Consider the following 16,763-nt stretch of genomic DNA (forward strand, 5'->3'; position numbering starts at 1 on the left):
AAATGAAATTTTTCACATTATTAATTTGCCCAATCCCTCATTTTAATCAATAACAATGAAAGAGTGGGTTTCCCCACTCTACCGCACAAACAAACTATAATTAGTCAAATCAATTATATCACCACGCTTTAGCAAATTCAAGTTAAAAAAACGAAATTTGACTGGTCTCGGGCAGATCATCAAGGCAGCCGTAATTCTTCAATATTTCAACCACTGCTTTGGAGACCTTAGCCCTTTCTCTGAAATCCTCCACCGATACGAACTTGCCTGCTTTTCTGGCTTCGGCAATGCTGGTGGCAGCGCTTATCCCAACTCCCGGTAGGGCATTAAGGGGTATCCTTATGCCCTCGGGCGTCACAAGGAACTTTACGGCATCCGACTTATACAGGTCAACGGGAAGCAGCTTAATACCCCTGGCATACATCTCCAGCGCCACTTCCAGCACAGACAAGGAATTCTTTTCCTTTACACTCAAAGCATTGCCTTTTGACTCCATTTCCTTGATCTTGTAGGCAATGGCCTCTTTACCTTTCAATATGGTATCTATATCAAAGTCATCGGCCCTGACGGTAAAGTATGTGGCATAAAAAGCCTCAGGGTAATACACCTTGAAGTAAGCGATCCTAAATGCCATGATCACGTAGGCTACGGCGTGGGCCTTAGGAAACATGTATTTTATCTTCTTGCACGATTCGATGTACCATTCAGGTACGCCATTTTCCCTCATCTTTTCTTCTTGCTCTGGGGTCAAACCTTTCCCTTTCCGGACGTTTTCCATTATCTTAAATGATAAGAGGGGATCAACGCCTTTATATATGAGATAGGTCATTATATCATCTCGGGCCGAGATGACCTCCGAAAGCTTGGCAACTCCATTTCTTATTAAATCCTGGGCATTGTTAAGCCATACATCGGTGCCATGGGAAAGCCCGCTTATCCTTACCAGCTCCGAAAAGGTTTTGGGCCTGGTCTCGGTAAGCATTTGCCTGACAAACCGCGTACCGAATTCAGGTATGCCGAAGGTGCCCACTTCACAGTTTATGTCTTCAGGCGACAATCCCAGCGGCTCTGTGCTGGAGAATATCCCCATGGTCCTCTTCTCGCCGATGGGGATGGTTTTGGCGTTTATGCCGGTTATATCCTCTAGCATGCGTATGACGGTTGGGTCATCATGCCCCAGTATATCCAGCTTAACCAGCCTGCTGCTTATGGAATTGTAATCGAAATGGGTAGTAATGACCCCCGATTCCCTGTCATCGGCCGGGTACTGCAACGGCGTGAACTGATGGACATCATATTTATGGGGCACCACCATAACTCCTCCTGGATGCTGGCCGGTGGTGCGCTTTATGCCGGTACACCCCCTAACCAGGCGTTTAATCTCTGCGTTGCGCGCTACCATATTATGTTCCTCAAGGTATCTCTTTACAAAACCATAGGCGGTTTTCTCAGCCACGGTAGCAATGGTTCCCGCCCTAAACACGTTTCCACGCCCAAATAGTTCTTCAGCATACTTGTGCGCCGTAGACTGATACTTCCCTGAAAAGTTGAGGTCAATATCGGGAACCTTATCGCCATTGAAGCCCAAAAACACTTCGAAGGGAATGTCAAAGCCGTCTTTTCTATAAGGCGTACCGCACACCGGACAATTCTTGTCAGGCAGGTCAACTCCGCAACCGTATTTTGAGGTGTCCACGTCAAAGTCCGAATGCTTGCAGGAGGGACACACATAGTGCGGCGGCAGTGGGTTTACCTCCGTGATGCCAGTCATAGTGGCAACAAAGGAGGACCCCACCGAACCCCGGGAACCCACCAGGTAGCCATCCTCCAGAGATTTTTTTACAAGCTTGTGGGCAATCCAGTACAGCACGGCATAGCCATTGCTTATTATAGCATTTAACTCCTTGTTGAGGCGTTGCTCCACGATGGCAGGAAGAGGATCCCCATATATGGCTTTGGCATTGCTTATAGCCAGGTCGCGGATATTTTCCTCTGCTCCAGGGATCTCGGGAGTATACAGCTCATCGGGTATGGGTTTTATGTTTTCGATGCCATCGGCAATGGCCCTGGGAGCGTATATTACGACCTCCTTGGCCTTATCCTCTCCAAGGTATTTAAACTCATCGAGCATTTCATCGGTAGTCCTAAAATACAGCGGCGCCTGCTGCTCAGCATCCTCATAGCCCTGACAGCTCATGAGTATACGCCTGTAGTATTCATCGTGAGGGTCAAGGAAATGCACATCACCCGTTGCCACCACGGGCTTGTTGAGCTTTTCGCCCAGCTCCACTATCTTTCTGTTGATCTCCTTTAAGGCATCTAGATCCTTCACCTTGCCCTCGCGGATTAGATGCTCATTGTTGCCCAGCGGCTGTATCTCAAGATAATCATAAAAAAGCGCTATATCCCTAAGCTCTTCATCGGAAGCCCCCTTCAATATTGCCTGATAGAGCTCCCCGGCTTCACATCCAGAGCCTACTATCAGCCCATCGCGATGGCTTGCCAGCACGCTCTTTGGAATGCGGGGCCTGCGGTAAAAATAATCCAAATGCGATTTGGTGATGAGCCTGTAGAGATTTATCAGCCCATCCTGAGTCTGAGCAAGTATGACGGCGTGATAATTTTCAAGGCTGTTTAAATTGCGGGTTTGGCTAAACAAGGTATTTATATGGCACAGCTTGCTGGCTCCTTTTTCCTCCAGCAAGTTGAGCATATGCAGCAGTATATAGGCTAACGTTTTAGCGTCATCCAGCGCCCTGTGATGCCGTTCCTGTGGTATTTTAAGGTACTGGGCTAGAGCGTCCAAGCTATGGCGCTTTAGGTCCTTAAATAGTTCCCTGGACAGCGACAGCGTATCTATAATGGGATTGTTTATCCTTACGCCTATGTACCTGCATTTCTCCTTTATAAACCCCAGATCAAAAGGAGCATTATGGGCCACAAGGGCTGCATCGCCGAAGAATTCAAGCAGCCTTGGTAAAACCTCCTCAATGGCAGGCGCATCCTTTACCATTTCATCGGTAATGCCGGTAAGCTTTACAATATCACGGGGGATGGGCACTCCGGGATTGACAAAACAGCTAAAGGTATCTACAATCTTTCTGCCTACTATCTTGACAGCGCCGATCTCGGTGATCTCGTCCTTTTTAGGATTAAGGCCGGTGGTCTCTATGTCCACCACCACAAATGGCTGATCAAAATCTTCATCGTTGGCTTTAATAACTATGGGCTTGCAATCGTTAACGAGATAAGCTTCCACGCCGTATATTACCTTTATGCCGTACTTCTGGCTGGCTTCATAGGCCTCTGGGAACGCTTGTACCACCCCATGGTCGGTGATGGCTATAGCCGTATGGCCCCACTGGGCAGCCCGCTCCACCAATGCTGTGGCAGAAGATACAGCATCCATGGCGCTCATCTGGGTATGCAGATGAAGCTCCACCCTCTTTTCAGGATAGGTATCCTGCCTTTGGTGGGGAGAAACCAGCATGATATCGCTAGCCTGCAATACATCTTCCCGCTGAAACGGATCATACCGACAATTGCCCTTCACCCGTACCCAGCACCCATTCTGTATGCGATTTTCCACATCTGAAGCCTTATCCTTGGGGCAGAATGCCTTTACCGTAATGGAATCGGTATAATCGGTAACATCCAGGCAAAACAGCACCTTATCGCCTTTGAGATCCCTCTTTTCAATATCAAAAACCTCGCCCTCGATGACTACCGCTTCAATGCCATCATGAATTTGGAATATGGGTGTGGGGGAATCCTTTATGGGCTTGCCCAGAATAACGGATTCCTCATTGCATGTACTGCCTTCATTGCCTTCTGAAGGTTTAGGCCGCGCCTCATTGATCTGAATCGCTTCTTGGGCCAAAATGGAATCCTCTTTTTCCCTTTCCTCGAAATACTCCTCATCCATCCATTGCGGTTCATCCCCTATAAGCTGCATGCTCACCTTTATGGGCTGGTTAAAGGTCTCATGCAACCACTTGCTTATATGCTGGTCTACTTTCTTCATTTTAAACAGTTCCAAAGCTACGGGATGGTTTATCAGCAGCGTGAGCCCATCGGATGAAAGCTGAGGGGTACAATGGTTCAACCATCCGTTCAAAGAAGGAAGCTCGCTCTTCAAAGACTGGACTATGTCTTTCCAAAAATGAGAAAAATGGCGCTTGAGCATCTCTATGCCGCCGTCCTGATACAATACCCTCAGCCTTACCTGTTCCAGCTCCGGAAGCTTTTCCTTGATGTGTTGTTCCAGCAGGCGTATCTTCTCAGGTTCCACAAAGGAATGTGCACTTACATATATGTCCCATTTTCTCCGTTTCTTATATACCACAGCCTTTACCAGGCTGAGATTATCAAGCCACATAGAGTACCTATCATCCACTATCTTTACCAGCGGGAACGCTTTTGCACCGTCGTTGACCATATGTTTCCCCCCTTAAAGCGTTCCTTATTCTATATTTTTTATGTTGGGTAGCTTACATCCTCAGCTGCTTTGCAATCTCCCAGTACATCTTAAGGCGCTCGGCCATACCGCGCATGGCGCCCATCTTTTCCTCCTTCATGACATGGGTTACGCCGTATAAAGGAACCTCCATGACTCTCAAATTCCACTTGCGCGCACAGCGGGTCAATGCCATCTCTATGCCGTAACCCGTGCTCCACATCTCATCGCTTATCATATCAAGTACCCATCTCTTTACAGCCCTTTGTCCCGTCAAGAATGGCGTAAGCTTCTGGGCAAGGTCGGTCATTCCTCTTCCCGAGCAAAATACCCCAAGGACCATGTCAGCAGCTCCGTGAAATACGGGTAAGAGAAGTGCGCGCACATGATGGGGCTCCAACCCTATCAGGTCGGCATCCAAAAACAGTACTATTGAAGCCGAAGTGTTATCCAGACCTGCCTTCATGGCGTAACCCTTACCCATATTTTGAGGCAGCTCAATCACCCTTACGCCATCAAAGCCACATGCTACCTCTGCCGTCCTGTCGGTAGAGCCATCGCTTACTACCACTATGTCATCAATCTCGCCTACCCTTTTGACGGCATAAAGAACCTGCCCTATATGCTTTTCCTCGTTATATGCCGGTATTATGGCCGATACGCTCATGGTGTGCCATTCTCCTTCTTGCCTATCATGTTGCGGATTTCGGACATCAGCACATCCAGAACCTTGTCCTCGGGAACGGTGCCTACCACCTCGCCTTTTCTGAACAAGGCGACCTTGCCCTTCCCTCCGGCAATTCCAATATCGGCCTCCCGCGCTTCGCCCGGACCGTTAACCACGCATCCCATCACCGCCACTTTAAGCGGATAATCGACTCCTTTGAGCTCTTCCTGTAGCTTTTGTACCAGACGCATCAAATCTATATTGCACCTTCCACATGTAGGGCACGATATTATCTCGACGCCATATGGCCTAAGACCAAGGGCTTTGAGTATCTCGCGCCCTACCCTTACCTCTTCAACCGGCGGGGCTGTGAGTGAAACCCTTAAAGTATCTCCAATCCCCTCAGCCAGCAAGGTGCCAATGCCGATGGCAGACTTTATGGCCCCAGAGAAGGAGGTTCCGGCCTCCGTAACTCCCAGGTGCAGAGGATAATCCACCCGCTGGCTCATAAGGCGGTAAGCCTCTATGGTCTTCATGACGCTGGTGGCCTTGAGGGAAATGACGATATTCTCGTATCCCAGCTTTTCCAGTATGGACACATGCTCCAGAGCGCTTTCCACCATGGCTTGCGGCGTATTTCCATATTTGTATAGTATTTCCTTCTTCAATGACCCGGAATTTACGCCAATCCGTATAGGTATCTCCCTTTCCTTGGCGGCCGAAACCACTTTCTGCACCTCTGCATAGCCACCTATATTGCCCGGATTGATCCTCAACTTATCAACGCCTTTTTCTATGGCAGCAAGGGCCAGACGGTAGTCAAAATGTATGTCGGCAACCAGAGGGATATCGGTAACCTTCTTGATCTCTTGGATGGTATTGGCACACGCCTCGTCAAACACGGCCAGCCTCACTATGTCGCATCCGGCCGCTTCCAGCTCCAGCACCTGCTTTATGGTGGCATCCACGTCCCTGGTATCGGTATTGGTCATGGACTGCACCGAAATGGGGGCATCCCCCCCTATCTCAATCTTTCCCACCTTCACTTTCCTGGTCTTACGCCTTTCCATAAACCTTTCACCGCCAAAACTGCATTTCCTATCTAGTTATGTCATGATAGGTAACCAATACCATGAGTAGTATGAGCACCACAAACCCTATGAAATGGATAAACCCTTCTTTCTCGGGTTCGAGGGGTTTGCCCCTTACCCCTTCGACCAAAAGCAGAGCAATTCGCCCTCCATCCAGGGCAGGAAAGGGAATCAGATTTATAATCCCCAAATTCAGGGATATCATTACCGCCAAGAGCAAAAGCTGCTGCATCCCGGCTTCAACGGCCTTGCCTATCTCGCTTACTATGCCTACGGGGCCCATAACTTCATTTAATCCCTGGCCCTTAAATATTAGGCCTCTAAGTGCATCTACCATCATGAGCGTCAGTTTCCCTACACTATTAAAGGCCATGCCCGTAGCCTGTATCAGGCCGTAACGCCTAATGCGCCCAAATACTATTCCTATCACATATGAATCGCTTTCTTCGTTGTATTCAGGTACCACCTTTATGTTTATATCTTTCCCATTTCTGCGCACCACTATTTTCAGCTCATTGCTGCCCTTTTGCCTTATTGCATTGCGGATGGTCTCAACGGCCTCCCGGGCCTCCATGCCCTCCACCGATATATCATCCACTTTTATGATGCTGTCGCCAGGAAGGAGCCCCGCCCTCTCGGCCGGGCTGTTCTCTACCACCTCCAAAATCTCGGGCACTTCCTCGTATACCCCGTAGCCCATATAAAACACCGCAAGGAGCACCACGGCCAGCAATATATTCATTGTCGGTCCCGCCACTATAACTGCCATGCGCTTCCATACGCTAGCATTGCTAAAGGCCCTCTCATCATCTGACCTCTCATCTTCGCCCAAGAATTTTACATAACCGCCTATGGGCAAAGCCCTCACCGAAAATCGGGTACCCTTTCTGGAAAAGCCCAACAGCTTTGGGCCCATACCAATGGAAAATTCTTCGGGATGTATGCCTACAAATCGTCCAGCCAAAAAATGACCCACTTCGTGGACCATTACGAGAAGGCTTAAGAAGATCAAAGCGACCAATATCGTTAACATATCCTCACCTACCTTTTTTACATCAATTGTCTGCGTATGCTATGGTCCACCCTCAATATGGTATTGAGATCGGGATCTTGAATGGCCTTATGGGATTTCATTGCTTGCTCTATCATTATGGGAATTTCCATAAAAGAAATTTCACCTTTTAAGAATTTCTCTACCGCCACCTCATCGGCAGCGTTCAACACTGCAGGCATAGTACCCCCTATCTCCAACGCTTTATAGGCCAGCGCTAGGCATGGGAACCTCTCAAAATCGGGCATCTCGAAAGTAAGAGGTTCCATGGCAGTAAGGTCTAAACTACCAATGTCGGACCTTATGCGTTCAGGCCAAGATAAGGCATATAGTATGGGTAGCCGCATGTCAGTGCGGGCCATATGGGCTATTATGCTGCCATCGATGTATTCCACCATCGAATGCACAATGCTCTGAGGGTGGATTACCACTTGAATCTGATCCATGGATAAGTTAAACAGCCAATGCGCCTCTATGACCTCAAGCCCTTTGTTCATCAAAGTAGCGCTGTCTATGGTCACCTTTTTACCCATCTTCCAGGTAGGGTGATTCAATGCCTCCTCGACGGTAACATGCCGCAGCTCATCCCTGGTATAATTTCTAAAGGGCCCTCCCGAAGCTGTAAGATATATCCTGTTTACCCTGGATGGGTCGTTACAGCCGGCCAGGCACTGAAATATGGCTGAATGCTCGCTGTCTACGGGTAAGACCTTGCTCCCCGAATTTCTAGCGGCTTCCATCACCAGATGTCCCCCGGCCACCAGCGACTCCTTGTTTGCCAGGGCAACGTTCTTACCAGCTTTCAGAGCTGCTATGGTGGGCTCAAGCCCCGCGATTCCCACCACTGCTACCAGAACTAAATCGACCTCGGACAGCGTGGCCAGTTTAACCAGGCAATCTTTGCCCGATATGAGTTCAAAGTCGGTTAAACCATAATTTTTAAACTCTTCTGCCCTTTCAGCATCCACTATTCCAACATACGCAGGGCGAAAGGCCTCCACCTGCTGCGCCAGCAGCTCAATATTTCGGTTGGTGGCCAAAGCAACCACCTGGAAATTATCAGCATATTGACTTATTACATCCAGAGCTTGCCGGCCTATAGAGCCGGTCGACCCCAGTATCGCTATCCTCTTCTTCATCGTTAACCTCCGCATACCCTCTTCCTGTACTTTAAGATTGGTCACAAGGCCATGTATTATGTAAATATAGGCAATTTAGCTCAAAAACAGAAGATAATAGGAGTATACAACCGGGACGGTAAATAAAATGCTGTCAAAGCGGTCCAGCATCCCTCCATGCCCGGGCAAGATACGCCCAAAATCCTTTATATTGCAAAACCTCTTGATGCTAGAGGCTGAAAGATCTCCCATTTGCGACGTTATACCGCAAAGCAGGCTGATGACTATATAATGAATATACCCTATATCAAGCTCATAAAAACGGTTAAAAACCATCCCCACCACAATGCCTGCTATTAGGCTTCCCAGGACGCCTCCTATGCTCCCCTCCACCGTCTTTTTAGGACTAATCCTAGGACACAGCTTGTTTTTTCCCAGCCCAAGGCCGATAAAATAGGCAAAAGTGTCGGTAGCCCATGTGACAATCAGCGTAAATATCAGCAGGTATTTACCGTATATTTCAGCATCATATAATAAAACCAACGACATGAAAGCCATGCCGGGATATACAATTCCGAAAACCGTCAAGCAAGCGTCCAATAAATTGCAGCGCTGGGATACCACAGTAAGGAATAAACAAAAAAAGGCAGCCAAAAGGGTAGACAACAAAATAGCATGAAAATACCTTAAATTTAATACAATACAGCAAAACAGCCAAAAAATAAACAAATAGCCCACCCATGGAAGAGGGTTGTATCCCCGATGGCGTACAGCGGTATAGAACTCGTACACAGCGATCAACGTCACGGCCAATACCGATAGGTCAAAAACCCAGCCTCCCATATAAAAAGCAAATATTAAATATACGATGCCTATTGCAGCGCTTGCTATCCTTACTAACAACATTTCTAAACCGTCCCTTCATCTGCTATGAGGCCACCATACCGCCGCTGACGCCTCTGGTACTCCATAATGGCTTCCAGGTAGGCTCTTTTATCGAAATCTGGCCATAGAACATCGGAATCAGTAAACACCAATTCGGTATACGCGATCTGATACAGCAAAAAATTGCTAAGCCTAAATTCTCCGCTGGTTCGGATCAATAGGTCAGGATCGGGAATACCTGCAGTATACAAATACCTGCTAAAAAGCCTTTCGTCAATATCATCCAAGGAAATCTTTTTATCCAGCACATCCCTGGCTATGGCTTTGGCCGCACGCACGATCTCGGCCCTTCCGCCGTAGTTTAAGGCTATATTCACGTTCAACCCAGTATTGTTCTTTGTAATCTCCACCGCGTTAGCAATTTCCCTTTGAGCAATAGGCGGAAAGGCTTCTACATGCCCCAAAACCGAAATTTTGACGTTATTAGAATTGAGCTCTTGGATTTCCTTTCTCAAATACTCCACCAGCAACGACATCAAAGCATCCACTTCAGCTGCGGGCCTTTTCCAGTTTTCGGTTGAAAATGCATACAGGGTTAAATACTTTATCCCCAGCTCGTCGCTGGTCTTTATTACTTCTCTAAGAGCCTCCACTCCCTGTCTATGGCCGGCCACTCGCGGAAGCCCCCTCTTGGTAGCCCATCTACCATTGCCATCCATGATTATGGCCACATGCTGCGGCAGTGGCTTGCTTTTTACCTGTTCCATCAAAGCAAGCAATTCCGCTTTATTGACATCTTTTTTGCCGATAAACATTTAGCGTTTATTCTTCCTCCCCATGTGTGAGCTTATATGATTCAAACTCAGGGGGGCGGTATCTAAAAGAGGAAACGATTAGTTCTATCTGCCCGTCACCCACGATTCTTTGGCGTATAACCCTCTCTTCAAAGCCATAATCTTGTTTAAGATCCTTTGAGCCCGGGGGGAAATACTTCACTATCCTGGCATTAACATAAAGGCCGCAATCTTTCAAAACCTGAAGCGCATCTTGAAGCCTTAAACCCACCAAATCAGGTATTTCCATCTATACCTCCATGATTTCCTGTTCCTTCTCTTTGACTATATCGTCGATCTTCTTTACGTATTGATCGGTCAACTTCTGAATCATTTCCTCTCCGCTCTTTAAATCGTCTTCGCTTATCTCGGCGTTCTTCTTCATCTTTTTGAGCTGTTCATTTGCCTCGCGCCTTACCGACCGCACTGCTACTTTTGCCTCTTCTCCATACTTTCTAACTAGCTTTACTAATTCCTTTCTGCGTTCCTCGGTGAGTTCAGGGAAGATAAGGCGTATAACCTTACCGTCGTTGCTGGGCGTAACTCCCAAATCCGACTTCAATATCTCCTTTTCCACTGCAGGGATCATCTTGGTATCCCAAAGGGATATGACCAGCATTCGTGGCTCAGGTACCGAGATATTTCCCAGCTGCGTGATAGGAGTAGGTACGCCATAATAATCCACTACTATGCGCTCCAACAGCTTTGGATTGGCTCGACCTGCTCGTATCCCTACCAGTTCCTTTTTTAGCACCTCCACCGATTTGGCCATCTTTGAACTGGCCTGATCATGCACTTCTTTTATACTGGGATTCATACCATCTACCTCCTTAACTCTCCTATTATTGTACCTACTTTCTTGCCCAAAACAGCAGCTTTTATATTTTCCTGGTTTTCCAGTCCGAATACTATAATGGGAATCTTATTGTCCATGCACAGCGAGATAGCGGTAGTATCCATAACGCCTAGCCCTTGATTTAACACGTCGATGTAGTCAATCTCATCGATCTTATTGGCATTGGGATTTTTCTTGGGATCGTCATCGTACACTCCGTCGACATTTTTAGCCAGCAATATAACTTCGGCTTCTATCTCAGCTGCCCGCAGCGCAGCTGTGGTATCGGTCGAAAAATAGGGATTGCCGGTACCGCAGGCAAATATGACCACCCTGCCTTTCTCCAGATGCCTTATTGCTCTTCTGCGTATATAGGGTTCGGCTATCTGCCTCATCTCAATAGCAGTCTGAACCCTGGTCTGCACATTTTTGCTCTCCAACACATCTTGAAGTGCCAGCGCATTTATAACCGTAGCCAGCATCCCCATGTAGTCGGCCGTGGCCCTGTCCATACCCATGCCCATGCCTTCTCTTCCTCTCCATATGTTGCCGCCGCCGACCACAATGGCCACCTCTACTCCCATCTTCTGTAGCTCTATCACCTGATCAGCTATGAGATTTAAGACTTCGCGTTCGATGCCGTATCCCTTTTTGCCTGCCAAGGCTTCTCCACTGAGCTTTAAGACGACCCTCTTAAATAACGGCTTTTCCATTAGAGTACCTCCACCTTTTAATATATTTCTATACCCATTGGGCATATCCTCTTTTTTTGTATAAAGTTAGACTCAATTTTCCCAAAAAAAGAGAACACATATGTGTTCTCTTTTTAATTGCCTTTCATCTGCTTTGCAACCTCTTGTGCGAAATCGTTCTCCCGCTTTTGAAGGCCTTCGCCCAATTCAAACCTCACAAACCGTCGGATCCTGATATTTTCGCCCACCTTGGATATCATCTCCATGACCAGGTCCTGGACGGTCTTATCGGGATCTTTCACAAAAGGTTGCTCCAAAAGGCATACCTCTTTATAGAATTTGCTGAGCCTACCTTCCACTATTTTGTCAACTACTTTTTCCGGTTTGCCTTCATTTAAGGCCTGGGCTCTCAGTATTTCCTTTTCCTTTTCTAAGACTTCTTGGGGTACTTCCTCCCTTGACAGATACTGTGGATTGGAAGCAGCTATATGCATTGCGATATCGCGTACGAAAGCCTTAAACTCGTCAGTCTTTGCCACAAAATCGGTTTCACAGTTTACCTCGACTAGCACGCCGATCCTTCCGCCAAAATGGATATATGCATCCACCAGGCCTTCAGCAGCAATTCGACCCGTCTTCTTAGCGGCAGCTGCTAGGCCTCTCTCCCTTAGCAGCTCAATGGCCTTCTCCATATCGCCATTTGCATCCTGCAAGGCCTTCTTGCAGTCCATCATTCCGCATCCTGTACGCTCTCTCAGCTCTTTTACCATCGAAGCAGTTATCTCCATACTAATTCCTCCGTTTCTTATGTAATGTGGCTTGAAACTATCTCTTCATGGAATAACTTCCTTATCCTACTCATGCATCGAAAGAAAGGGAAAGATAACGGTTAACCCCTTCTCTTCCCCCTTCTTTTATTCCTCCTGAGCGGTAAATTGTTCGCCCTGACGCCCTTCCAACACTGCATCGGCTATCTTGGACGTTATCAGTTTGATGGCCCTTATGGCATCGTCATTGCCAGGGATTACGTAGTCCACCTCGTCAGGGTCGCAATTGGTATCCACTATAGCCACAATTGGAATGCCCAAAATCCTGGCTTCCCTCACAGCAATGTGTTCCTTTTTTGGATCAACGATGAATACAGCGCCCGGCAACTCCCTCATTTCCTTTATGCCGCCTAGATTCTTCTCCAGCTTTTCCTTCTCTGCTCGAAGCTTCATGACCTCTTTTTTAGGCAGCACATCAAACATGCCGTTATTCTCCATTTCCTCCAGCTCTTTGAGCCGCCTAATTCTCTGGCTAATGGTAGCGAAATTGGTTAACATACCACCTAGCCACCTGTGATTTACGTAAAACATGCCGCATCGTTTGGCTTCGGACTCGATTGACTCCTGAGCCTGTTTTTTGGTTCCTACAAACAGCACGCTTTTCCCTTCGGCAGCTACCTCGCGAATAAAATTATAGGCCTGCTCCAGCAATTTGACGGTCTTCTGCAGGTCCAAAATATATATGCCATTCCTCTCAGTGAAGATATAAGGAGCCATCTTTGGATTCCAGCGCCGGGTCTGATGCCCAAAATGAACACCTGCTTCCAGGAGTTGCTTCATGCTTACAACTGCCACGACTTTCACCTCCTCAAAGTTATGCCTCCCCCTCCCTCATCTCAATTGACAACCAGCTTGCGCGGCACCAGCCAATTGATCAGGAAGGGTGTGTATTACAATACTACCTCTAGTAGTATAGCATAAGCCATTTTTCAATTCAACAACAAATTTCGCTAAGCTTCAATTATTCTTAAGGCCTAATATGAGCTCCACTTCTCCCTTCCCTATGCCCAGCTTTTTGGCTATTTCCTCCTCAGTGCTACCGCTCTTATACATGAGTATGACGGCCTTACGCTTTTCATTATAACCTCCATCAATATTTCGCCTCAAATTTTTACCTGGATTCTGTAGTTGAACCTCGTGGATGGCTGTATTGGTATGATGCAGCGCCTTTTCTGCCTCGGGAAATGCATTGCGGATTATATCTTCAAGCGCATCATACAATTCATATAGCCTTTTTTCCTTCTCTTCCAGGCGCCTTTCCAGCTCAAAGAGGTATTGCCTATCCTTCCTCGTCTGCCAAAAAATTACAAATAAAAACATTAAGCCTGAAAGAAGGAACATCAATTCCTCGCTCATACCTTTCCCCCTTAAAATGTGGCCATATTTTAAATTCTGATGTCGATGTTGCCTCCTGTATTCCTCTCTATTATTTCGGCTTCCTTGCCAAAAACAGCCTTACGGCATTCTTTACCCTTATCCTGATGGGATTTGGCGTATTTGGGATGGCGATGTCTTCCGTCATGCTCTTTGTCAATCCTTTTATGATATATATGCCCCGCTGGTATCACCTGACGCTGAGCGTCCTCGACCACCTGTTGAAAGTCCCGGCTGTTGGCAAACTGGTCTATGTTGAACTTCTGGTTTTGAAGGCTGGCTTCTTTGGTATATTCATTTGTCCTCTGTATGCTAATTTGGATGTCTATAGGCCGTATTGACACGGACCTCGCCCCTCTCATCCCTCATATGTTACAAAGCGGATTTCACCCTCATCCCGCAAAAAGGTCACATAGTTGATGGGATCCTTTACATTAAAGGTAGATTGGCCAATAGTTATGGAGACACCGGGATAAACCACCTTTTTTACATGGATCTTGCCATGTGCCCCCTTTAAAAATGCCTCTTCCAGCTCAAAGAGCCGCGCCTTGATGGTAGGAATCTTCAAGCTGTATTCATCTCTCGCCCTCAACGCCTTATGTTTGGTTATCACCTTGTCCAGAGGTAGCCTTCCGCTTGATTCCATTCTGCTTAAAACGGCCAGCGCCTGCTCTATCTTGCGCTGTTCCTTCTCCAGCCTCTGCAGCTCCTCCTTGAGCTGTTCGTATTCCTGCCTGATTTCAGGGCTTATTCCCACCTCCAGAACAGTAGAAGTTGCCATAGGCGAGCCTATGGTAGAAGCCGTTATACCTAAAGCCGCGTGCACCCTCCCGCCTACTATCAATGCCCGCTTGCCTATTAACCTCACGTATTGGCCGCTCACAACGTTGCTATGCATTATGGCTTCTGCAGTGACATCTCCTTTGGCGTACACGGTGCCGTTTTCTATGAATCGAGCGGTTACGCTGCCTCCCGCCCGAATCATACCCTTTTTTGCTCCTTGCAAACCCTTTCTTAAAATGACATCCCCTTCAGCAATCAGCGTTGCCCCTTCTACCACGCCCCTCACTTCTATGCTGCCGCCAGCCCTCACTTCAAACCCAGAGAGAACGTTCCCATGTATGATGACGCTGCCCACGAAGTTTATGTTCCCCGTAGAGTTATCCACGTTGTTCTTTACCTCGTGTACGCTGTACACGTGCACCCTGCCGCCTATCATCTCCACTTTTCCGTCTATTGCTGCCAAAAGCTTTAATCCGTCATCCGACACTACCACATTCTTGCCTGCCGGTAAAACTAAAGGTTTGCCAGGTTTGGCAGGCACCGACGTTCCTAGCACCGTCTTCCCGTCAACGCCTGGCGTAGAGGGGGTTAGCGTCACCAGTACCTGGCCCTTGGTCACATTCTCTATGTTGTCCAGCGAATGATAGTCTACCGTTCCATCTTCCCTGATCTCGGGTTTTGATTTTTTGTCGGGCTTAAAATGATAAGTAAGCTTGGCATCCTCTCCATTCTGTGGAGGCTTACCCCGAGCGACGATCACCTCTTGACCGTATCTACGGCTATTAAGCGCTTGGCGTATAGCATTCTCGTCAATGCCGTATACCACCCCTTTATCCGTGAGTGCCTGTATTACATCCTTATATTCCAACAATCTTCCCCCGTCGGGCGGCAACAGCATCATGGTAGCCAGCATCCCATCCTGCGAGATATGCACCAATACCTCTTCGTCAACCGGGAGCTCAGGCTGTGGCTCTGCAACCTTAACAGGACGGCCGGGATTGACATGCATGGCCTGAGCCACTGCATCGACCATCAACCCTTGAATCTTTTTCCTTTTCAAATGATACATAATGGCCTCTTCATCGGCCTTTGTAAACTTGGAAGGGGGAATGTACACCGTAAGATATACGCCATCTTCTTTATATTCCACAACAAAGCTCTGGGAACGCTGTTCGTAACTGTTCTCCTTTACCTTATGGTTTTCTTCCTCTACATAAAGCAGCAGCCTGTATGGCTTGATCACTATGCCCATCATGGTCCTGCCTTCTTGGAGTACCTCAACCTTTACCTTCCCCGGTTCCACGCCAAGGGCTTTTAAGCCTTTCTCCAGAGCACCATTATAGGTATTTCCCTCCACAATAACCTCTCGTCTCATGCTAATCCCCCTTCCAATAGATCCCCTTTAATTCTCATCAACTTATTTTTAAGCTTAAGCAGCGCTCTAGTATGAAGCTGTGAAACCCTTGACTCGGAAATGCCAAGGACCATGCCGATCTCCTTCAAGGTTAGCTCTTCAAAGTAGTACAGGCTTATGACCATCTTTTCCCTTTCAGGCAGCTCATCAATGGCTTTTGCCAGATAGCCCTTAAGCTCATTTACCTGAACCACATGCTCGGGGTCATCATATCGCCGAGAGTCTACCAATGAACTGGCTATCTCATGGAGCTGTTCTTCCAGCGAAACCACAGCAAAGGAGTGCATCTCCACCAAAGTCTTCCTCAGCTCTTCAACCGAAACTCCCAGGGTATTAGCTATCTCCTCATCGCTTGCCGTCCTACCCTCTTTTTCAACTTCATCAATAGCTTTGCACAGCTGTTTGGTCTTGGTGCGCAGCGAACGAGGAACCCAATCTTGCTTGCGTAACTGGTCTATGATAGCGCCTTTTATCCTGAACGTCGCATACGTCTCAAACTTGACGTTTCTCGATGGGTCATACTTTTCAATTGCATCCATCAATCCAAGTATCCCATAGCTTATCAAATCTTCCATATCCAAGGAGGAATTGTTTACAAAAGTCAGCCTAGATACCACGCGCTTCACCAAATAACTGTACCTTAGTAGGAGTTCATTTCTCGATTCTATTGTACTATGTTTTTTATACTCGGTCCACAAGTTTTGGAGCTCGGTGGCAGCCACTTTTTTCGACATGTC

16 protein-coding genes are annotated in these 16,763 nt (G+C 47.5%); all 16 read right to left on the reverse strand.

The window, feature by feature from the left end:
* Positions 1-142: 142 nt before the first annotated feature.
* Complete coding sequence (locus tag FWJ59_RS00100) at positions 143-4,438, reverse strand: PolC-type DNA polymerase III (protein WP_414479942.1); 4,296 nt, start codon at positions 4,436-4,438, stop codon at positions 143-145.
* 52 nt (positions 4,439-4,490) lie between these two features.
* The gene (locus FWJ59_RS00105; protein WP_414479943.1) at positions 4,491-5,123 is read right to left on the reverse strand and encodes a glycosyltransferase family 2 protein; all 633 of its coding nucleotides are present in this window, start codon (positions 5,121-5,123) and stop codon (positions 4,491-4,493) included.
* Entirely contained in the window at positions 5,120-6,193 is a 1,074-nt protein-coding gene (gene ispG / locus FWJ59_RS00110) for a flavodoxin-dependent (E)-4-hydroxy-3-methylbut-2-enyl-diphosphate synthase (RefSeq protein ID WP_414479944.1), read from the reverse strand. Before ispG ends, FWJ59_RS00105 begins: the two co-directional genes overlap by 4 nt.
* Positions 6,194-6,221: 28 nt before the next feature.
* Positions 6,222-7,247, reverse strand: a complete 1,026-nt coding sequence (rseP, locus tag FWJ59_RS00115) for an RIP metalloprotease RseP (RefSeq protein ID WP_414479945.1) — start codon at positions 7,245-7,247, stop codon at positions 6,222-6,224.
* Positions 7,248-7,264: 17 nt separating this feature from the next.
* Complete coding sequence (locus tag FWJ59_RS00120; RefSeq protein WP_414479946.1) at positions 7,265-8,404, reverse strand: 1-deoxy-D-xylulose-5-phosphate reductoisomerase; 1,140 nt, start codon at positions 8,402-8,404, stop codon at positions 7,265-7,267.
* Between the two features lie 75 nt (positions 8,405-8,479).
* Positions 8,480-9,289, reverse strand: coding sequence for a phosphatidate cytidylyltransferase (locus tag FWJ59_RS00125; protein ID WP_414479947.1), 810 nt, complete (start codon positions 9,287-9,289; stop codon positions 8,480-8,482).
* A gap of 2 nt (positions 9,290-9,291) precedes the next feature.
* On the reverse strand, positions 9,292-10,035 hold the full coding sequence (locus tag FWJ59_RS00130) for an isoprenyl transferase (protein ID WP_414479948.1): 744 nt from the start codon (positions 10,033-10,035) through the stop codon (positions 9,292-9,294).
* Positions 10,036-10,090: 55 nt separating this feature from the next.
* Positions 10,091-10,351 (reverse strand): PASTA domain-containing protein, encoded by a 261-nt coding sequence (locus tag FWJ59_RS00135; RefSeq protein WP_414479949.1) that lies wholly within the window; start codon positions 10,349-10,351, stop codon positions 10,091-10,093.
* Positions 10,352-10,918 (reverse strand): ribosome recycling factor, encoded by a 567-nt coding sequence (frr, locus tag FWJ59_RS00140; RefSeq protein ID WP_414479950.1) that lies wholly within the window; start codon positions 10,916-10,918, stop codon positions 10,352-10,354.
* 5 nt (positions 10,919-10,923) lie between these two features.
* On the reverse strand, positions 10,924-11,649 hold the full coding sequence (pyrH, locus tag FWJ59_RS00145; protein ID WP_414479951.1) for a UMP kinase: 726 nt from the start codon (positions 11,647-11,649) through the stop codon (positions 10,924-10,926).
* Between the two features lie 113 nt (positions 11,650-11,762).
* Complete coding sequence (tsf, locus tag FWJ59_RS00150; RefSeq protein WP_414479952.1) at positions 11,763-12,416, reverse strand: translation elongation factor Ts; 654 nt, start codon at positions 12,414-12,416, stop codon at positions 11,763-11,765.
* A gap of 126 nt (positions 12,417-12,542) precedes the next feature.
* A complete protein-coding gene (gene rpsB, locus FWJ59_RS00155) occupies positions 12,543-13,250 on the reverse strand; it encodes a 30S ribosomal protein S2 (protein WP_414479953.1) in 708 nt (235 codons plus the stop codon).
* A 162-nt stretch (positions 13,251-13,412) separates the two neighbouring features.
* Complete coding sequence (locus tag FWJ59_RS00160; RefSeq protein WP_414479954.1) at positions 13,413-13,811, reverse strand: DUF6115 domain-containing protein; 399 nt, start codon at positions 13,809-13,811, stop codon at positions 13,413-13,415.
* A 29-nt stretch (positions 13,812-13,840) separates the two neighbouring features.
* Positions 13,841-14,173 carry a hypothetical protein gene (locus FWJ59_RS00165; RefSeq protein ID WP_414479955.1) on the reverse strand — a complete coding sequence of 111 codons (333 nt, stop codon included), beginning with the start codon at positions 14,171-14,173 and terminating at the stop codon, positions 13,841-13,843.
* A gap of 14 nt (positions 14,174-14,187) precedes the next feature.
* Positions 14,188-15,987, reverse strand: a complete 1,800-nt coding sequence (locus FWJ59_RS00170; RefSeq protein WP_414479956.1) for a FapA family protein — start codon at positions 15,985-15,987, stop codon at positions 14,188-14,190.
* Positions 15,984-16,760 carry a sigma-70 family RNA polymerase sigma factor gene (locus FWJ59_RS00175; protein WP_414479957.1) on the reverse strand — a complete coding sequence of 259 codons (777 nt, stop codon included), beginning with the start codon at positions 16,758-16,760 and terminating at the stop codon, positions 15,984-15,986. Before FWJ59_RS00175 ends, FWJ59_RS00170 begins: the two co-directional genes overlap by 4 nt.
* Positions 16,761-16,763: the final 3 nt, after the last annotated feature.

The organism is Caldicoprobacter sp. (assembly GCF_047459465.1).
GTDB lineage: Bacteria > Bacillota > Clostridia > Caldicoprobacterales > Caldicoprobacteraceae > Caldicoprobacter.

Coding starts and splice junctions, on each gene's coding strand:
- FWJ59_RS00100 (WP_414479942.1), bottom strand. CDS start 4,438: ATGGTCAACGACGGTGCAAAAGCGTTCCCGCTGGTAAAGATAGTGGAT.
- FWJ59_RS00105 (WP_414479943.1), bottom strand. CDS start 5,123: ATGAGCGTATCGGCCATAATACCGGCATATAACGAGGAAAAGCATATA.
- ispG (WP_414479944.1), bottom strand. CDS start 6,193: ATGGAAAGGCGTAAGACCAGGAAAGTGAAGGTGGGAAAGATTGAGATA.
- rseP (WP_414479945.1), bottom strand. CDS start 7,247: ATGTTAACGATATTGGTCGCTTTGATCTTCTTAAGCCTTCTCGTAATG.
- FWJ59_RS00120 (WP_414479946.1), bottom strand. CDS start 8,404: ATGAAGAAGAGGATAGCGATACTGGGGTCGACCGGCTCTATAGGCCGG.
- FWJ59_RS00125 (WP_414479947.1), bottom strand. CDS start 9,289: ATGTTGTTAGTAAGGATAGCAAGCGCTGCAATAGGCATCGTATATTTA.
- FWJ59_RS00130 (WP_414479948.1), bottom strand. CDS start 10,035: ATGGAACAGGTAAAAAGCAAGCCACTGCCGCAGCATGTGGCCATAATC.
- FWJ59_RS00135 (WP_414479949.1), bottom strand. CDS start 10,351: ATGGAAATACCTGATTTGGTGGGTTTAAGGCTTCAAGATGCGCTTCAG.
- frr (WP_414479950.1), bottom strand. CDS start 10,918: ATGAATCCCAGTATAAAAGAAGTGCATGATCAGGCCAGTTCAAAGATG.
- pyrH (WP_414479951.1), bottom strand. CDS start 11,649: ATGGAAAAGCCGTTATTTAAGAGGGTCGTCTTAAAGCTCAGTGGAGAA.
- tsf (WP_414479952.1), bottom strand. CDS start 12,416: ATGGAGATAACTGCTTCGATGGTAAAAGAGCTGAGAGAGCGTACAGGA.
- FWJ59_RS00160 (WP_414479954.1), bottom strand. CDS start 13,811: ATGAGCGAGGAATTGATGTTCCTTCTTTCAGGCTTAATGTTTTTATTT.
- FWJ59_RS00170 (WP_414479956.1), bottom strand. CDS start 15,987: ATGAGACGAGAGGTTATTGTGGAGGGAAATACCTATAATGGTGCTCTG.
- FWJ59_RS00175 (WP_414479957.1), bottom strand. CDS start 16,760: ATGTCGAAAAAAGTGGCTGCCACCGAGCTCCAAAACTTGTGGACCGAG.